General features: G+C 63.0%; 13 protein-coding genes and 1 tRNA gene. 12 read left to right on the plus strand and 2 right to left on the minus strand.

What is annotated here, in order from left to right; genetic code table 11:
- Window positions 1–64 precede the first annotated feature (64 nt).
- On the plus strand, window positions 65–508 hold the full coding sequence (locus GRI58_RS10345; RefSeq protein ID WP_202386926.1) for an NUDIX domain-containing protein: 444 nt from the start codon (window positions 65–67) through the stop codon (window positions 506–508).
- 46 nt (window positions 509–554) lie between these two features.
- Window positions 555–631: transfer RNA gene (locus GRI58_RS10350), tRNA-Arg, on the plus strand.
- Between the two features lie 56 nt (window positions 632–687).
- Here GRI58_RS10350 and GRI58_RS10355 read toward each other — a convergent pair.
- Window positions 688–1,173 carry a metallopeptidase family protein gene (locus tag GRI58_RS10355; protein WP_237452233.1) on the minus strand — a complete coding sequence of 162 codons (486 nt, stop codon included), beginning with the start codon at window positions 1,171–1,173 and terminating at the stop codon, window positions 688–690.
- 112 nt (window positions 1,174–1,285) lie between these two features.
- Here GRI58_RS10355 and GRI58_RS10360 point away from each other — a divergent pair, with 112 nt between their 5' ends.
- Window positions 1,286–2,839 (plus strand): phospholipase D-like domain-containing protein, encoded by a 1,554-nt coding sequence (locus tag GRI58_RS10360; protein WP_160753517.1) that lies wholly within the window; start codon window positions 1,286–1,288, stop codon window positions 2,837–2,839.
- Complete coding sequence (gene folE / locus GRI58_RS10365) at window positions 2,836–3,447, plus strand: GTP cyclohydrolase I FolE (RefSeq protein WP_160753518.1); 612 nt, start codon at window positions 2,836–2,838, stop codon at window positions 3,445–3,447. The genes GRI58_RS10360 and folE overlap by 4 nt, the downstream gene beginning before the upstream one ends.
- A 76-nt stretch (window positions 3,448–3,523) precedes the next feature.
- On the opposite strand, the gene GRI58_RS10370 is transcribed toward folE, so the two are convergent.
- A complete protein-coding gene (locus tag GRI58_RS10370) occupies window positions 3,524–4,003 on the minus strand; it encodes a peroxiredoxin (protein WP_160753519.1) in 480 nt (159 codons plus the stop codon).
- Between the two features lie 187 nt (window positions 4,004–4,190).
- Between GRI58_RS10370 and GRI58_RS10375 the strand changes: the two genes are divergently transcribed.
- From GRI58_RS10375 to addA, 8 genes are all read left to right on the plus strand, one after another.
- Window positions 4,191–4,655 carry an S-adenosyl-L-homocysteine hydrolase gene (locus GRI58_RS10375; RefSeq protein ID WP_160753520.1) on the plus strand — a complete coding sequence of 155 codons (465 nt, stop codon included), beginning with the start codon at window positions 4,191–4,193 and terminating at the stop codon, window positions 4,653–4,655.
- Between the two features lie 144 nt (window positions 4,656–4,799).
- Entirely contained in the window at window positions 4,800–6,209 is a 1,410-nt protein-coding gene (gene ahcY, locus GRI58_RS10380; RefSeq protein ID WP_160753521.1) for an adenosylhomocysteinase, read from the plus strand.
- 80 nt (window positions 6,210–6,289) lie between these two features.
- Window positions 6,290–8,635: a PAS domain-containing sensor histidine kinase gene (locus GRI58_RS10385; protein WP_160753522.1), complete on the plus strand. Its 2,346-nt coding sequence runs from the start codon at window positions 6,290–6,292 to the stop codon at window positions 8,633–8,635.
- Window positions 8,632–9,069, plus strand: coding sequence for a tRNA (adenosine(37)-N6)-threonylcarbamoyltransferase complex ATPase subunit type 1 TsaE (gene tsaE, locus GRI58_RS10390; RefSeq protein ID WP_160753523.1), 438 nt, complete (start codon window positions 8,632–8,634; stop codon window positions 9,067–9,069). Before GRI58_RS10385 ends, tsaE begins: the two co-directional genes overlap by 4 nt.
- On the plus strand, window positions 9,066–10,040 hold the full coding sequence (locus GRI58_RS10395) for an aminoglycoside phosphotransferase family protein (protein WP_160753524.1): 975 nt from the start codon (window positions 9,066–9,068) through the stop codon (window positions 10,038–10,040). The genes tsaE and GRI58_RS10395 overlap by 4 nt, the downstream gene beginning before the upstream one ends.
- The gene (locus GRI58_RS10400; RefSeq protein WP_160753525.1) at window positions 10,037–10,759 is read left to right on the plus strand and encodes a sugar phosphate nucleotidyltransferase; all 723 of its coding nucleotides are present in this window, start codon (window positions 10,037–10,039) and stop codon (window positions 10,757–10,759) included. The genes GRI58_RS10395 and GRI58_RS10400 overlap by 4 nt, the downstream gene beginning before the upstream one ends.
- 5 nt (window positions 10,760–10,764) lie before the next feature.
- Entirely contained in the window at window positions 10,765–13,764 is a 3,000-nt protein-coding gene (addB, locus tag GRI58_RS10405; protein ID WP_160753526.1) for a double-strand break repair protein AddB, read from the plus strand.
- The gene (gene addA / locus GRI58_RS10410) at window positions 13,761–17,252 is read left to right on the plus strand and encodes a double-strand break repair helicase AddA (protein ID WP_160753527.1); all 3,492 of its coding nucleotides are present in this window, start codon (window positions 13,761–13,763) and stop codon (window positions 17,250–17,252) included. Before addB ends, addA begins: the two co-directional genes overlap by 4 nt.
- Window positions 17,253–17,283: the final 31 nt, after the last annotated feature.

Here is a 17,283-nt window from a genome sequence, read left to right on the forward strand (position 1 = left end):
TGCTGACTGATGGACTTTCAATACGTGGCAAGGTGTAAACAAAGTCTTTAAGGAGCCGTCCGAATTGCCAAATAATCCGACATCGATCCTCGTCGTAGCTGCGGCACTGGCGCGAGCAGATGGCCAATGGCTGATGCATCGACGGCCTTTGGAAAAAATGCACGGCGGTCTGTGGGAATTTCCCGGCGGCAAGGTGGAAGCTTCTGAAAATACAAGACAAGCACTGGTCCGCGAGCTGGCGGAGGAGCTGGACATCGCCGTCGATCCGCGAGCGTTGGAGCCTGTGTGCTTTGCCGACAATTGCGCAACCGACGCCGATCCCTCGCTTGTCATACTACTTTACATCTGCCGCGAGTGGCGTGGTGATCCCGTGGAGCAGGAAGGCGGGACGATCGGCTGGTTCTGGCCTGAGCAAGCGCTTTGTCTCGATCGGCCACCTCTCGATATTGCGCTGTGCGAGAGACTTTTCGGAAAGAATCGGGCTGGCGACAAAGAAGGCCCGGAATAGGGATTGCCAAGCGCGAAAGGCCTGCCTATGTGCCCCCCTCCAGTGCGCGCCCGTAGCTCAGCTGGATAGAGTACCTGACTACGAATCAGGTGGTCGGAGGTTCGAATCCTTCCGGGCGCGCCAACTTTCCCAGATCAATGGACATGACCGATATGGTCGGACCTCGCTGTTAGGCGGGGCTAGTTGTCCGCGCGATCTTCCAGCGTGTGCATATCTGCATCGCTGAAGCCGAAATGATGACCGGCTTCATGGATAACGACGTGCCTGACGATATCCTCAAGCGAAAGCTGCCGGGCATGCATTTCCGCCAGAAGCGGTCGGCGGAACAGCCAGATTCGGGGCGGCATCCGGCCGGTTTCCCACACGCTTTCGAGCGGGACGGGTGTACCTTGGTAAAGCCCACTGAGCCGCCAGGGGTCGGACAGCCCAACCGATTGGAGCTGTTCGGCTGTGGCAAAATCTTCCACCCGGAGAACGACATCCTCGAGCTGGTGGCGGAAATCGGGTGGAAGATCGCCCAGCACGGCGCGGGCGATGTGTTCCATGGTCTCTGCGGTGGGCAATTGTTCCATACGCTGACCGATATGGTGCGCCGCATTGCCGGCGACAAGAAACCCTTGCACCAAAGCGGTGTTGGACTTGCGCTGCCTCCCGGTCTGGAACATGCAGGCTCAATTGCGGTTCAATGCCCGTGCCGGGAAGCATGATGAAAACAACACGAGGTGAAGCGGTGGGACAATGCATGTGGCGCTTGGCCGCAGGCAGGATTGACGGCGAATGACGAGCACGCCCGATAAAGCCACCGACAAGAATGTTTCGCGGCTTGGACCCGGTGTCGAAGAAGGTGTCTGGCGTTATGCCCGCGCGGAAAAGGCGAGCGTCGTCGTCGATGCCGCCGATTACTTCGCCCACATGCAAGAAGCCATGCTGCGCGCCCGGCGGCGCATTTTCCTCGTCGGTTGGGATTTCGACACCCGCATCCACCTGATCCGTGGCCGCAGATGGTGGCAGCGACCATTCACGCGCGATTTTCCCAGTCGTCTCGGAAATTTCATCGGCTGGCTGGCGCGCCATCGCAAGCAGCTCGATATCCGCATCCTCAAGTGGAGCGTCGGGGTCGTCCAGCTCATCTTCCGCAGTTCGATGTGGTTCGACGTGATTCGATGGATGTGGCACCCGAGAATCACGTTCAAATTCGACAAGGCGCATCCCATCGCCTGTTCGCATCACCAGAAGCTGGCAATTCTCGACAACCGTCTCGCGGTATGCGGCGGGATCGACATGACCGACGGACGCTGGGACACGCGTGCCCATGCCGAAGATGAGCCGGGTCGGCGTAACGCTCGCGGCAAACCTTATGAGCCCTGGCATGATGCCACCATGATGATGGAAGGCGAAATCGCTGCGGCGCTCACCGAAATCGCCGAAGATCGCTGGATCAGGGCAGGCGGCAAGCCGATCCCGAAGATCGAACCCACGACCGAATCGCTCTGGCCGGAAGCGCTGGAGCCCCAGTTCGAGAATGTCGAAATCGGCATCGCGCGGACGCGCGCGGCCTATCGCGATTGGGACGAGGTCAGGGAAATCGAGGCCCTGTTCGTGCGCCACATCCGTCGGGCCAAGCGCTTTATCTATGCAGAGTCCCAATATTTCGCGTCGCGAGCGATTGCCGAAGCGATCATCGAACGTCTGCAGGAGGATGATCCGCCTGAAATCGTGATCGTGCATCCCGAACACGCCGATGGCTGGCTGGAACAGCAGGCGATGGATCACGCACGCGCTTCTCTGGCGGCATGCATCAGCGATATCGATACCGAGAACAAATTTTCGATCTGGGTGCCGATGACGGGCGAGAAAACGATATACGTCCATGCCAAGCTGATGATCGTCGACGATGAAGTGCTGCACATTGGCTCGGCCAATTTCAACAATCGGTCGATGGGGCTCGACAGCGAGTGCGATGTATTCATCGATTGCGCTCGCGCGGGGAACGGACATTGCTGTGAAGGGATCGCTCGCTTGCGGTATTCGCTGCTCGCGGAGCATCTCGATCTGGAGGAAGAGGAAATTTCAGGCTTGCTGGAGCAACACGGTTCCATGCGCGCCTTGATCGAAAAGCGAGTCCGCAAATCGGGGCGCTACCTCAATCGTTACACGCCGCCGGAACTTACCGATGCCGAGCGAACCTTGGCCGAATCGGAGTTTCTCGACCCCGAAAGCCCGGAAGACATGTTCGAACCCTTTGCCAAGGGTGGCCTCTTCCGTAAGGGTAGCCGCCTGGCGCGCATCCGCGCGCGTATGTCGAAAATAAAAGAGAAAGTTCGCATATGAGCAGCCTTGTCGGCCCGGACGAAGACGATCCACGTGGGAAGCCCGCGGTTCCGGAGGATGTTCAGGATGCGATCAAGACGCTCATCCGCTGGTCTGGCGACGACCCGACGCGAGAAGGGCTGCTGGACACGCCGGCGCGAGTGGCGCGGGCGTGGAAGGAATATTGCGTCGGATATGAAGAAGATCCCGCCACTCATCTCTCGCGCGTGTTCGAGGAAGTCGGTGGATACGACGAGATCGTGCTGCTGAAGGATATTCCGTTCCAGTCGCACTGCGAACATCACATGGCCCCCATTATCGGGCGTGCGCATATCGCTTACCTGCCGACCGATTTCGTCGTCGGCATATCCAAGCTGGCGCGCGTGCTGCACGGCTTTGCCCGCAGGTTGCAGGTCCAGGAACGGCTGACCGCGCAGGTCGCGCAGTGTATCTGGGACAATCTCCATCCGCACGGGGTGGCGGTTGTGATCGAGGCTGAACACGCCTGCATGACCGCTCGGGGAGTGAGGACTCCTGGCGTGGGTATGGTCACCAGCCGGATGATGGGTGTGTTCCGCGAAGACCAACGCAGCCGCAAGGAAGTGCTCAGCCTGATGGGATTTGGCTGAGCGTCATTGGCATGGAATCAAAACGGGCGGCAGGCCGAAACCTGCCGCCCGCTTTTTTGCAGGGTTTGCTGTCAGCTCAGAGCTGGCCGAGCATGTGCTCTGCGCTCGAGACCGAGAAATCTCCCGGCGCCTCGACATTGAGTTCCTTCACCACGCCATCGTCGACCACCATCGAAAAGCGCTGGCCGCGCTTGCCCATGCCGAAACCGGAACCGTCCATGGTCAGGCCCAGCGCCTCGGCAAAATCGCCATTGCCGTCGGCCAGCATGGTCACATCGTCGGCGTTGCTGGAGGATTTCCAGGCACCTAGGACGAAAGCGTCATTCACGGCAGTGCAGGCGATCTCGTCGATCCCCTTGGCCTTCAATTGCTCTGCCTTGTCGACATATCCGGGAAGATGGCGTGCCGAGCAGGTCGGCGTGAACGCGCCGGGCACGGAAAACAGCGCAACCTTGCGACCCTTGAAATAATCGCTGGACTGAATTTTTTCAGGTCCATCCTCGGTCGCCTTGACCAGAGCTACGTCGGGAAGCTGGTCGCCTACGGAAATCGTCATCTTGGAAACTCCTTGTCGCAAGTCTTGCCACCCCGACTTAGTGACCAGCGGCGTTCAGACAAGGCCACACGCTGATGGTTAAGGGCGTTTTACGCTGCTGGTTTAACCTCCGGTAAAATCTCTTGAGCAATGTTGCACCCATAGCGGGGGCATAGGGAGTCTTCCGCTTTCGGGGAGACCAAGGGTCATGGGTTATTTGAAAACTGCCGTCGTCGGTGTGCTTTCCGGCGCACTCGCGCTCACATCGCTTCCGGCGAATGCCGGCGTCATCACGTCCAATGCCGAAGCCGTCCGCAAACTGGACATCATGCTGATGGTGACGTCACTGCGTTGCCGTACCACTTCGGACAATTTCCAAGCCGATTATCGGCGTTTTTCGGCTGCCCACCTTTCCGATCTGAATCTTGCCAGCCGCACGCTGCAGGCACGGCTGGTTCATTCACACGGTCAGAAAGGGGCCAAGCGGGCGCTCGACAAGATCAGCGTAGGCATGGCCAATGAATACGGGCAAGGCCATCCTTGGCTTAATTGTGGCCAGTTGAAGCAGGCGGCCAAGGCGCTGGCGCGCGACAATGATTCCAACCATCTCGCATCGGCTGCAAACGAACTGCTTGCACGCGCGCCGCGCGGTCAATGGGCGATGGCCAACTAAACACGCATCCTCTCGCTCTGGGGGATCGGGCGAGTGCGGTTGCTCTTGCCCGCGGGAGGAGCTAGGGGCGGCGCCAATCGAGGCGTCGCCCCTTTTGCATTTCCGGGCGGCCATCAATCCATTCTGCCCGAAGGACTTCTGCTTGTGACCAAAGCTTCCGATTACGTTGTCAAGGACATCGCGCTGGCCGATTACGGCAAGGCCGAAATCAAGATCGCCGAAACCGAAATGCCTGGCCTGATGGCCATTCGCGAGGAATTCGGGAATGCGAAGCCGTTGAAAGGCGCGCGCATCACCGGCTCGCTGCACATGACGATCCAGACCGCTGTGCTGATTGAAACGCTCGTGGCGCTGGGGGCCGATGTGCGCTGGGCGACCTGCAATATTTTCTCGACGCAGGACCACGCCGCCGCAGCGATCGCCGCGCAGGGCATTCCTGTGTTCGCGATCAAGGGCGAAAGCCTTGCGGACTATTGGGACTATGTCGGCAAGATCTTCGACTGGTCGAGCGAAGCGGACGAAGACCTGACCGCCAATCTCATCCTCGACGATGGCGGCGATGCCACCATGTTCGCATTGTGGGGCGCCCGCATCGAAGCGGGTGAGGAAATGCCCGAGCCGCAGAACGCCGAGGAAATCGAAATGCAGCGCGCGCTCAAGGCCTTCCTCAAGGCCAAGCCCGGCTATCTCACCAAGAGCGTCAAGGCGATCAAGGGTGTCTCTGAAGAGACCACCACCGGCGTCCACCGCCTGTATCACCTTGCCAAGGCTGGCAAGCTGCCGTTCCCGGCGATCAATGTGAACGACAGCGTGACCAAGTCGAAGTTCGACAACCTTTATGGCTGCCGCGAATCGCTGGTTGACGCGATCCGCCGAGCGACCGACGTCATGCTGAGCGGCAAGGTCGCCTGCGTCGCGGGCTATGGCGATGTCGGCAAGGGTTCGGCGCAGTCGCTGCGCAACGGCGGTGCGCGTGTTCTCGTGACCGAAATCGATCCGATCTGCGCCTTGCAGGCAGCGATGGAGGGCTATGAGGTCGTGACGATGGAGGATGCGGTGACCCGCGCTGACATTTTCGTCACCACCACTGGCAACGAGGACGTCATCACCGCCGAACACATGAAGGCGATGAAGCCGATGGCGATCGTTGCCAACATCGGCCACTTCGACAGCGAGATCCAGATTTCGGCGCTCGACAATTACGAGTGGACCGAGCTGAAGCCCGGCACCGACCTCGTCAAGTTCCCGGATGGCAAGGAAATCATCGTCTTGGCCAAGGGGCGTCTGGTGAATCTCGCCTGCGCGACCGGGCATCCCAGCTTCGTGATGAGCTGTTCGTTCACCAACCAGGTGCTGGCGCAGATCGAGCTGTGGACCAAGTCGGACGATTACAAGAACGACGTTTACGTCCTGCCCAAGCATCTCGACGAAAAGGTTGCCGCGCTGCACCTCGACAAGCTCGGCGTGAAGCTTACCAAGCTGTCTCAGGGGCAGGCGGACTACATCGGCGTTCCGGTCGAAGGTCCGTTCAAACCCGAGCACTACCGTTATTGATGCACGGATGGCGAGGCGGCAGGGGACTTAAGCGTCTGCCGCCATTGCATCGCGCGCTGCTCCGGCATAGCTGACGGACGATGACCGCTCTATCGTCCACGCTGACCATCGTGATCGGTCTGCTTCTGGCAGGCTGGACGATTGCGGCGGGCTGGATGATGATCCGCGCGAGCAGTCGTGCGGCAGGCAGCGAAGCGACTCGCAAGTCCGCCCGACGGCTGGGCCGGATGATCGAGGAATCTCCGGCGATTCCCCTGCTGGTGCGCACCGATGGACGGATCGAGGCGCCCGACCGTCTCGCACGATGGCTCGGCCTCGATCGGGTACCCGATTTTCTCAGCGAGCTTTCGGGCGATAGCGACACGGGATTGAGCGCGGAGCAGCTCTCCACGCTCACAGCGCATATCCGTCGCACGCAGAAGACGGCGGCCCCGTTCAAGATGACGGTCACCGCGCTGGGCTCCAATCGCTCGCTCGCATTGCGCGGGGGGCTCGCCGATCCATCGGTATCACCAATTGGTGCAGCATTGGTTTGGGTGTTCGACTTCACTGAAGCCGAACAGGAGTTGGGGCGCTTGCGGCACGAAGCTGTCCGTGCGCGCGAGGATTTCGGGGCGCTCGTCGGATTGATCGAAGCGGCGCCGATGCCGATGTGGTTCCGTGGGCCGGACTACAAGCTGCGCTTGGTCAATTCGGCCTATGTCGAGGCGGTGGGCGCGGCGACTCCCGATGCGGTGGTCGAAGCCCAGATCGAGCTGGTCGAAGCGATCGGTGGTATGACTGCGGCGGAGTTCGCTCGTCAGGCGGCGCAACGCCGTGCTGCGATCGAGCGCGTCGTCACCGCTACGATTAATGGTGCGCGCCGGTCGCTGCGCGTCACCGATCTCCCACTCGCTGGCGAGGGTATTGCGGGATACGCCGTCGATATCGAGGAGATGGAAGAGCAGGCGCGCGAATTCCGGGCATTCCGCGAAGCGCAGCGCTCCATGCTGGACCAGCTTTCTATCGGCGTCGCGCAGTTCGACGGCAAACGCCAACTCACCTTTGCCAACCAGCCATTCCATCGGGTGTTCTCGCTCCCACCGGGCGTGGTCAACGAGCGGACCAGTTTCGAACGCATTCTTATGGTCGCGCGAGAAAATGGCCGGATTCCCGAGGTCCGGGACTTCCCGGCGTGGCGCAGCGAAAAGGCCGAATGGTTCACCGCGGATGAACCGCTGGAGGAAGCCTGGCCGTTGCCGGATTCCAAACATTTGCGGATCGTCGCGCAGCCGCTGCCCGACGGTGGATTGGTGATGATCGCGGAGGATCGCACCGAACAGCTGGCCATATCCGCCATGCGCGACACTCTGCTGAGAACGCGTACCGCGACTTTCGACAATCTGTTCGAGGCGCTGGCGGTGGTCGCACCCGATGGCAATCTCGAGCTTTGGAACCGCAGCTTCCCGACCATCTGGGGGCTTGAGCCGGAAGAGATCGACGCTCATCCACAGGCTGAATCCCTGCTCAAGGCCATCGCAGAAAAGCTGTCCGACCGTGCGCAGATCGAACCGATCGGCCAGGTTATTCGCTCGGCGGCGCTCGACCGGCGCAAGCGTGAAGGCACTGCCGAACTCGCCGATGGCCGTACGCTCGATTATGCCGGCGTGCCACTGCCCGATGGCAATGGGCTGCTGATCGTGCTCGACGTGACCGCATCGCGTCAGGCTGAAGAAGCGCTCCGCGAACGCAACCGTGCGCTGGAAGAAGCCGATGCGGTGATGACCCGCTTCCTTGCCAATATGTCCTATGAATTCCGCACTCCGCTGACGTCGATCGGCGGCTTTGCCGAATTGTTGATGTCCGGGGTAGCAGGTGATCTTCAGCCACAGGCGCGCGATTATGTCGAGGCGATCGCGCAATCTGTGACCAAGCTGACCGAGCAGGTCGAAAACGTGCTCGACCTGTCGCAGAGCGAAGCCGGGTTGATGCCGCTGACCAAGCAGACGGTCGATCTTATGCCTTTCGTCACCGACATCGTGCGCAAGCGTGAGGAGCGCATCCTCGAGGCGGGAATCACCCTTGATCTCAGGGGCGATGCCGGCAGCAAGGCAGAGGCCGATCCCCAGCAATTGCGCCGTGCGATCGCGCAACTGCTGGACAATGCCATTGTCTTCACCCCTGCAGGTGGGCGCATCCGCGTCGAAATTCGCGCAAGACGCGAAGCGACACGGATCACCATCAGCGACAATGGACAGGGGATGACACATTCCGAGCTGGCGCGCGCGCTTGAAGGGATTCGGCCAAGCATCGACGGTACTCGCGTCGAACGGCGGCAGGGGCTCGGTATTCCACTCGCTCGCCAACTGATCGAAGCCCATGGCGGCGCGCTCGAGATCACCAGCCGCAAGGGACAGGGCACCAGCGCGGTTATCATTCTGCCGTGATCGTCGATTTGCCTGATCTCGCCGCTGTCGAGGCTTTCGGTGAGCGGATCGCCGAGCGGCTTGCAGCAGACGATGTCGTTTCGTTGAGTGGAAATCTGGGAGCGGGCAAAACCACACTCGCGCGGGCGATTATCGCCGCCATGGGGCATGTGGGCGAAGTGCCTTCGCCGACATTCACCATCGTCGAGCGATATGAAGATTTGCGCCTGCCTGTGGTCCATGCGGACTTCTACCGGCTGGACGATCCACAGGAAGCGGTGGAGATTGGGCTCGACGATTATCGCGAAGGGGCGGCGATGATTGCGGAGTGGCCAGAGAAAGCCGGTGGTTTCACCCATGAGGCAAGCTGCCTCGCGATTACGCTGGAAGCGGTGGGCGACATGCGCAGGGCCATTGTCGAACCCGGCGCAGCTTGGCAAAGCCGTTGGCCATGAACGCATTACCAGAGGGGATTCACCGCTTTCTCGAGCAGGTGGGCTGGGCCGGGTCGCATATCGAGCCGCTGCCGGGCGATGCCTCGTTCCGACGTTATTTCCGCCTGCGCGGCGAACCGGGCGAAGCGATGCTGATGTACGCACCGCCGCCTGAAGAAGACCCGGAGCCTTTTCTCGACGTTGCCCGCTGGTTGACCGACAAGGGGTTGCGCGCGCCTGCGATACTTGCCGAAGACCGCGCGCAGGGCTGGGTCCTGAGCGAGGATTTTGGCGACTGGCGAGTGCGCGAATGGCTCGATGAACATCCCGCCGAAGAGACGGCCATTTACGAAAGGGCGATCGATACTCTGGTTGCGCTCCACCACGAGCAGCCCGGACCTTTCCCGCCCTATGATATGGCGGTTTACCTGCGCGAAGCTGTCTTGCTGCCAGAATGGTATTGTCCGGCGATGGGCCTGACTGTCGATCAGCCGGGTTACCTCAAGAGCTGGGAGCTGGCACTGTCGCCGTTGCTGGCGCGCCAGCATCCCGGCGTTACCGTGCTGCGCGATTACCATGCGGAGAATATCATGCTGCCGCCAGATGGCAGCCAGGGCCTGATCGATTTCCAGGACGCGCTGATTGGCCACCCGGCCTATGATCTGGTCAGCCTGTTGCAGGATGCTCGGCGCGAGGTTGCGCCTGACCTGGAACGGCGGATGCTCGATCGCTATTTCGCTGCCCTCGACGCCGATCCGCAGTTCGAGGCCGACTATGCGGTGCTCGGTGCGCAGCGCAACGCCAAGATCGTGGGCATCTTCACCCGTCTGGCCAAGCGCGATGGCAAGCCGCGCTATCTGTCGCTGATCCCGCGTGTGTGGGAAGCGATGGAGCGTGACCTCAAGCACCCCGCGCTGGCGCCGGTAGCGGACTGGTTCGACGCCAATATCCCGCAAGCGATCCGCGACGCGCATGGAGGGGAGATCGCGTGACTGGGCTGGTGACCGACACCGCAATGGTCATGGCCGCAGGCATCGGCAAGCGGATGCGTCCGCTCACCGCGAGCCAGCCAAAGCCGCTGGTGCGGGTGGCGGGCAAGGCGCTAATCGATCATGCACTCGACCGTCTCGGCGACGCGGGAGTGACGCGTGCGGTGGTCAATGTGCACTATCTCGCCGATGCACTGGTAGCGCATGTCGAGCCGCGCAAGTGCCCTTCGATTACGATTTCCGACGAGCGCGAACTCTTGCTCGAAACCGGCGGGGGAATGGTCAAGGCGATGGCCGCGGGGCAGCTTCCCGACCCGTTCTTTTGTGTCAATGGCGACAGCATCTGGCTCGATGGCCCGCGAAACGCATTTGCCGATTTGTCGGCGCATTGGCGGCCGGACGACATGGACGCGCTGCTGCTTGTGGTTTCCCATGCTCGTGCGGGGAATTTCGATGGTCCGGGCGATTTCTATATGGATGCGCGCGGGAAATTGCGGCGCAAGCTTCCGGGTCGGATCGCGCCTTTCATCTATACCGGCATTCAGCTCGTATCGCACCGGCTGCTGCGTGACTCACCACAGGGCGCGTTCTCGACCAATATCTTGTGGAATCGCGCGATCGAGGAAGGGCGGCTCTATGGCCTCGCTTTCACCGGTCAGTGGTATGAGGTCGGGCGGCCCGAGCACGTGATCGCCACAAGGGAAGCGCTGACCGGTGGTTGACCGGCGTGGCTGACCGACCGGGACCGGAAATCTATTCCATCGCGGCGCACCGCGGCTTCGCCGATGCGTTGGTGGCAGGTCTGGTGCCGCGGTATCGCGAGGACGGCTTCGGCCTCGCGCGGCTGACGCTTTTGCTGCCGAGCGCCCGTGCGCAGCGGATCGTGACAGAGGCGTTCATCCGTCATTCCGGGGCAAACGGCGAGGCAGGGCTGCTGATGCCGCGGATGGCGGTGGTTGGCGATCTCGATCTCGACGAGCGGCTTGCCAACCTGTTCGATCCTCTGGACGGCATCGATATTCCGCCCGCCGTGGATCCGATGCGCCGCCTGTTCGCGCTGACCGGCTTGATCGCCGAGGACGAGGAAACGCAGGGCAGGGTGCCGCCAAAAGGCGCGGCACTGATCCGGCTTGCGCGCGAGATGGCGGCAACGATGGATCGGTTGCTGATCGAGGAAATCAGTCCAGCCGATCTTATGGACCCCGCTGTCGTCAGTCTGGACAAGGATCTCGCCGCCCACTGGCAGGAATCATTGCGCAGCTTTGCGCGGGTGCAGGCGCGCTGGAATGCAAGGCTGGCCGAATGGGCAGCCATCGATACTGCGACCCGACGCAATCTGTTGTTCGATGCCGCCGCAAGGCGCTGGCGCAGCAATCCGCCGAACACGCCGCTGATCGCGGCCGGGGTGACCAGTGCTGCACCGGCGCTCGCGCGGCTGCTGCGCGTGGTCAGCGAATTGCCGCAAGGCGCGGTGATCCTGCCGGACCTGGACTTGTCGATGAGCGGTGATGTCTGGGAGGAACTGGGACGTGCCGGTGCCACACCGGAACCGGGCGCGGAACCCTTCGCGCGCGGCGATGCGGTGACCCATCCGCAATATCACCTCAAATTGCTGCTCAACCGCATGGGCGTTGCGCGCGAGGAAGTGCGGCCATGGCATCGCCGTGGCGAAGCTGCCGCGCCGCCAGAGCGCAGCCATGCGATTTCGGCCCTGTTCCTGCCTCCGAAAGCCAGCCGGAGCTGGGCCGACCTGCCCGCCGACAAGCGTCGCTTGGCAGGCCTGAGGATCATGCGCAGCGCCAACCCGGAGGACGAGGCGCAGGCTGTGGCGCTGCTGGTGCGCGAAGCGCTGGAAACACCGGCAAAGCGCGTCGCGGTGGTCACGCCTGATCGCACTCTCGCGCGACGGATCGTCGCCCATTGCGCCCGCTGGGGCATCGAGGCGGACGATTCCGCCGGGCGCCCACTCTGCGATACCGCGGCGGGTCGGCTGTTGCTGCTGCTGGCGGAGATCATGGCGTCTGGGCCAGCTCCAGTCACGCTGACTGCGCTGCTGATGCATCCGCTGGTGGGTGAAGAGGACAAGCGCGGTGAATGGCTCGCCAACACCCGCGCTCTCGAGCGGAGTTTGCGCGGCCCGCGACCGCGCGAAGGGCTGGCGCCGCTGCGCGCAATCATTGCGCGACTGGAGCAATCGCAACCCGGCCTTGGCGTGTGGTGGGAGCGGGTCGAGGCCGATCTCGCTCCCCTGCTGGAAACCGACGAGAGTTTTGCCTTCGACGAGGCGTTGACCGTGCTCGCCAATGCCGCCGAAGCTTTCGCAGGCGACCGCGCATGGGCGCGCGAGGATGGTCGCGCGCTTGCCCGATTGATCGAGGATTTGCGCCTTCATGCCGGTGAGGCCGGGACGCGGCTCGCGCGGGAGGAAATCGACGTGGTGCTCCGCGATGTGATGGAGCAGGTCGCGGTGCGTCCGCCATGGGGCGGCCATTCGCGCGTCGCGGTCTACGGACTGCTCGAATCGCGCATGAGCCGGGCCGATCTGGTGATTTGCGCGGGGCTGAACGAAGGCGTCTGGCCGCCGCGCGGCTCGGTCGATGCACTGCTCGCGCCGCCTGTGCTGCGCCAGCTGGGTGTACCGGGCGGGGATTTCCGTATTGGTCTTGCCGCGCATGATCTGGCCGGTGCGCTCGGCGCGCCGGAGATCGTACTGAGCAGGGCGGAGCGCGACGCAGGCGGCCCCACCATCCCTTCGCGTTTCCTGCTGCGGGTCGAGGCTCTGCTGGGTGATATGGCCGAGCGCCATCGCGAAACGCGCGCGGTCGAGCTGGCCCGCTCGCTGACCATCGCCGAGCCCAGTCCGCCTTATCCGCAGCCCATGCCCAAGCCGAGTGCCGAGCAGCGCGATGTCGACATTTCGGCCACTGCGCTCGATCGCTTGCTTGGCGATCCTTACCAATTCTACGCCGGCAAGATCCTCGCCCTGCCGCAGCTCGACCCGGTCGATGCCGAGCCCAGCGCGGCGTGGCAGGGAACGCTGGTTCACGACATCCTCCAGCGCTGGCACGAGGCCTGCCGCTCTGATCCCGATTCCGCAATTGAGCCAATCATGGCCGCCGTGATGGAGGAGCAAAACATCAATCCGCTGCTCGCTGCGCTGTGGCAACCGCGCCTTGCCGCCGCGCTCGAATGGATCGTGGGCGAAGTGCGCCAGAGCGACCGCGCGGTGCTGGCGGTCGAGGCAAAGGGTGAAATGGATTTCGATGGGGTGCATATTCATGGCCGCGCCGATAGGATCGACCGCCTGCGGGACGGCGGTCTGGCGATCGTCGATTACAAGACCGGCGGACCGCCTTCGCCGACGCAGGTCAAGAAAGGCTATGCCCTGCAACTTGGCGTGCTCGGCCTGATTGCCGAGGCGAGCGGGTTCAAAGCGCTGGATGGGGCGGCTGAAGCATTCGAATACTGGTCTCTTGGCAGCAGCGACAAGAGCGCAACCGGCTTCGGTTATCGCGAAACCCCGCTCGACCGACGGACTGGACCGACCAGCGAGGAATTCCTGCCCGAAACGCGCATTTTCCTGAAAAAGGCGATTGAGCGATACATCAAGGGCGATGACCCGTTCACGGCGCGCGAAAACCCCGACTATCCGGCCTATGATACCTATGATCAGTTGATGCGGCTCGCCGAATGGTTGCCGCGTCTGGCCGAGGACGACACGCCATGAGCGGCGCAGTCTATCCGCTGCATGACAAGCAACGCGACGCGGTCGATCCGCGCGATAGCGTGTGGCTGTCCGCATCCGCCGGGACAGGCAAGACACAGGTCTTGTCCGCGCGCGTGCTGCGCTTGCTGCTCGAACCTTCAACACAGCCCTCGGACATCCTGTGCCTGACCTTCACCAAGGCCGGCGCGGCGGAAATGGCGGTGCGGGTCAATCAGGTGCTCGCCCGCTGGGTGCGGATGGACGACGCACAGCTTGGCCGTGAGCTGGGCTATCTCGGCGGGTCCGCCGATCCCGAAACCCGTGCAAGGGCACGCTCGCTGTTCGCCAGCGTGCTCGATTGTCCTGGCGGTGGCCTCAGGATCGATACGATCCACGCCTTCGCGCAATATCTCATCTCCGCCTTTCCCGGCGAGGCGGGTGTGCTGCCGGGCGTGCGCGCACTGGAAGACCGCGAGCGCGCGCTGCTGAGCGATGAGGTGCTAACGCAATTGGTGGTGGATGCGCGTCGGTCCGGCGACACCGCCACGCTGGACGCACTCGGCGATATGAGCCGCCGAAAAGGCCCGGACGGGGTCAAGCGTTGGCTGATGCGCTGCGCCGGAGCGGCTGACCTGTGGAACGGTCCAGGGGGCTGGCAACCGCCGATGCGTGCGCGGGTGTGCCAGCTTCTGGGGATTGCAAACGATGCGGACGAGCAAACGCTGGTCGCGCTGTGCGGGGACGACAGCTTCGATTTGGCGTCGCTCCGGCAGTGTCTTGCGCATTATGGCGAGTGGAAAGCAGCGTCGGGTGCGAAGGCGGTCGAGGCGATCGGGGCTTGGCTGGATTGCGATGCACCAGCGCGTCTGGCGACCCTCGGACAGCTCGCGGACGCGCTGTTCTTCAAGAACGGCAATCCCAAACTCCCAAAGAACGCAGATCCGGCATTCGCAGCTGCGAGCGCCAGGGTGGGCGATCACATCGCCGCGATTCGCGAACTGGCGTTGCTGATCGAGCTGGCCGATTTTCTCACCGCGCAATTGGAAGTCGGGCGTCGCTTCTCGCTGATGTGGGAGGAGGCCAAGCAGCGCGACGGGTTGGTCGATTTCGACGATCTCATCCGCCGCGCCGCGCGCCTGCTCTCGGATGCCAATCTCGGCCCATGGATACGCTTCAAGCTCGACCGGCAGTTCGACCATATACTGATCGACGAGGCGCAGGACACCAACGCCGCGCAATGGGCGATCATCGATGCACTGACCGATGATTTCTTCTCGGGTGAGGGTGTCCATGGTGATCGGCTGCGCACCATCTTCACCGTCGGGGACGTCAAGCAGGCGATCTTCGGCTTCCAGGGCACCAGTCCGAGGAATTTCACGCAGGCGCGGGAGAGGGTCGCCAACCGCATGGCGCGCAGCGCCGAAGCGGCACAGGAATTGCGCGGCGGGCCGAACCTGCGCCCCTTGCAGGATCTTGATCTCGAACGCTCCTTCCGCACGGCGGAAGCGATCCTGGCGTTTGTCGATAAAGCCATCGCCATGATCGGCCCGCCCAGCTTCGGGCTCGAGAAAGCGCCGCCGGACCATATCGGTGAGAGCCGTCCGGGTCTTGTCGCCCAGTGGAATCTGATCATCGACGGCAGCAGCGAGGCGGAGGAAGAGGCGCAGCACGATTGGCTGGCGCGCCATGACCGCACCTTGGCCGACAAGATTGCACGGCAGGTGGCACAGTGGCTCGATCCTGACGGGGCCGGCCTCCCGCTGGTCAAGGGCGAGAAGCCCGGCACTGCAAGGCGTGCCGGCCCGGGCGACATCATGGTGCTGGTGCGCAAACGCCGCGAACTGGCTTCGCTGATCGTTGCGCGGCTCTATGCGCATGGTGTGCCGGTGGCGGGTGTCGACCGCCTGCGATTGGGGGCACCGCTTGCGGTGCAGGATTTGATGGCCGCGCTGCGTTTTGCGGTGCAGCCGCTCGATGATTTGAATCTCGCCAATTTGCTGGTCTCTCCGCTGATCGGCTGGACTCAGGAAGAGCTGCTCGAAGAGGCCTATCGTCCGAACCGGAAGCGCCTCTGGCACCATTTGCGTGAGGCTGATGGCGGGGTGGCAGGCGCTGCGGTCGACAAGCTGAGGACGATCCTCGCGCGCGCCGACTTCGACAGTCCGCAGGCGCTGCTGCACTGGCTGCTGACCGGACCATTCGACGCGCGCAGGCGGTTGGTCGCGCGCCTCGGCGTCGAAGCAAACGATCCGATTGACGAATTGCTCAACGCCGCATCCGCCTACGCCAGCGCGCATACCGCCAGCCTTCAGGGTTTCATCCGCTGGTTCGACGCGGGCGAGGGAGAGTTGAAGCGCGAGGCGGGCGAAGCGGGCGATCTCGTAAGGGTGATGACGGTGCATGGCTCCAAGGGGCTTCAGGCGCCGATCGTGATCCTTGCGGACGCGGCGATCGCGCCGGACTCGCCCGGCGAGCTTGAGCTTTTCGAGACGTCCCTGGGGGAAGAGACGGGCAGGGCGGTGCCGCTGCCCGCATTGTCCAAAGAGCAGCGTGTCGGCCCGATCGCTGCAGCCCATGAACAGGCGGCGGCACGCGAGCTGGAGGAGCACTGGCGACTGCTCTATGTCGCGATGACCCGCGCGGAAGAGGCACTGTTCATTGCCGGTTCGCTCGGCCCGCGCGACGCCAGGCGCGGCGAGGCGCATGAGGATAGTTGGTACGCGCGGCTGTCGCTCCTGTTCGAGGATGAACCGCTCGAAGATCCGATCTGGGGCGCGCGGCGCGAATGGGGCGCGCTGACCACTCTCGTGCCGCAATCCGCGGCTCAGGGTGCCGATGCCGCTATCGATCAGCCGACGTGGCTGGAGCGCCCCGCACCCGAGGAACCGCGCCCGCCACGCCCACTAGCACCCTCCGGCCTTGGTGAGATCGAGGCGAGCGACCCGCCGCTGCCTCCCGAAGGTGCGCGGATCGCGGCACGGCGTGGCGTATTGATCCACGGCCTGCTCGAGCGTTTGCCCAATGTCGCTCCCGCCGATCGCGAGGAGCGCGGCACCGTCTGGCTTGCCCGGCAGGCGGCGGATGTCGATGCGTCCGAGCGCAAGGCCATGCTCGACAGCGCGCTCGCTGTGTTGGACGATCCAAGTTTTGCCGATATCTTTGCGCCGGATAGCCTCGCAGAAATTCCGCTGGCAGCGATCGTCGGCGGACGCGTGGTGGCGGGCACCGCCGACCGTCTGCTGGTCAGCCAAACCGAAGTGAAAGTAGTCGATTTCAAGACGTCTAGGCGTCCGCCGCTCCGGGTGGAGGATGTGCCGGAGGCGACATTGCGCCAGATGGCTGCTTACGTGGCCGCGCTCGAAGCGATCTATCCCGGGCGGACTGTTACCGCGGGACTGCTTTATACCCAAACCCCGCAGCTCATCGCCTTGCCGCGCACTTTGATCGAGGAATACAAGGGCCGCTTGATGGCGGGCGAGGAAAGCTTTGCCCGCTCGCGTATTGAGTAATGATGCTCGCACACTAGATCATGGGCATACG

The organism is Qipengyuania algicida (assembly GCF_009828025.1).
In the GTDB taxonomy this organism is placed as follows: domain Bacteria; phylum Pseudomonadota; class Alphaproteobacteria; order Sphingomonadales; family Sphingomonadaceae; genus Qipengyuania; species Qipengyuania algicida.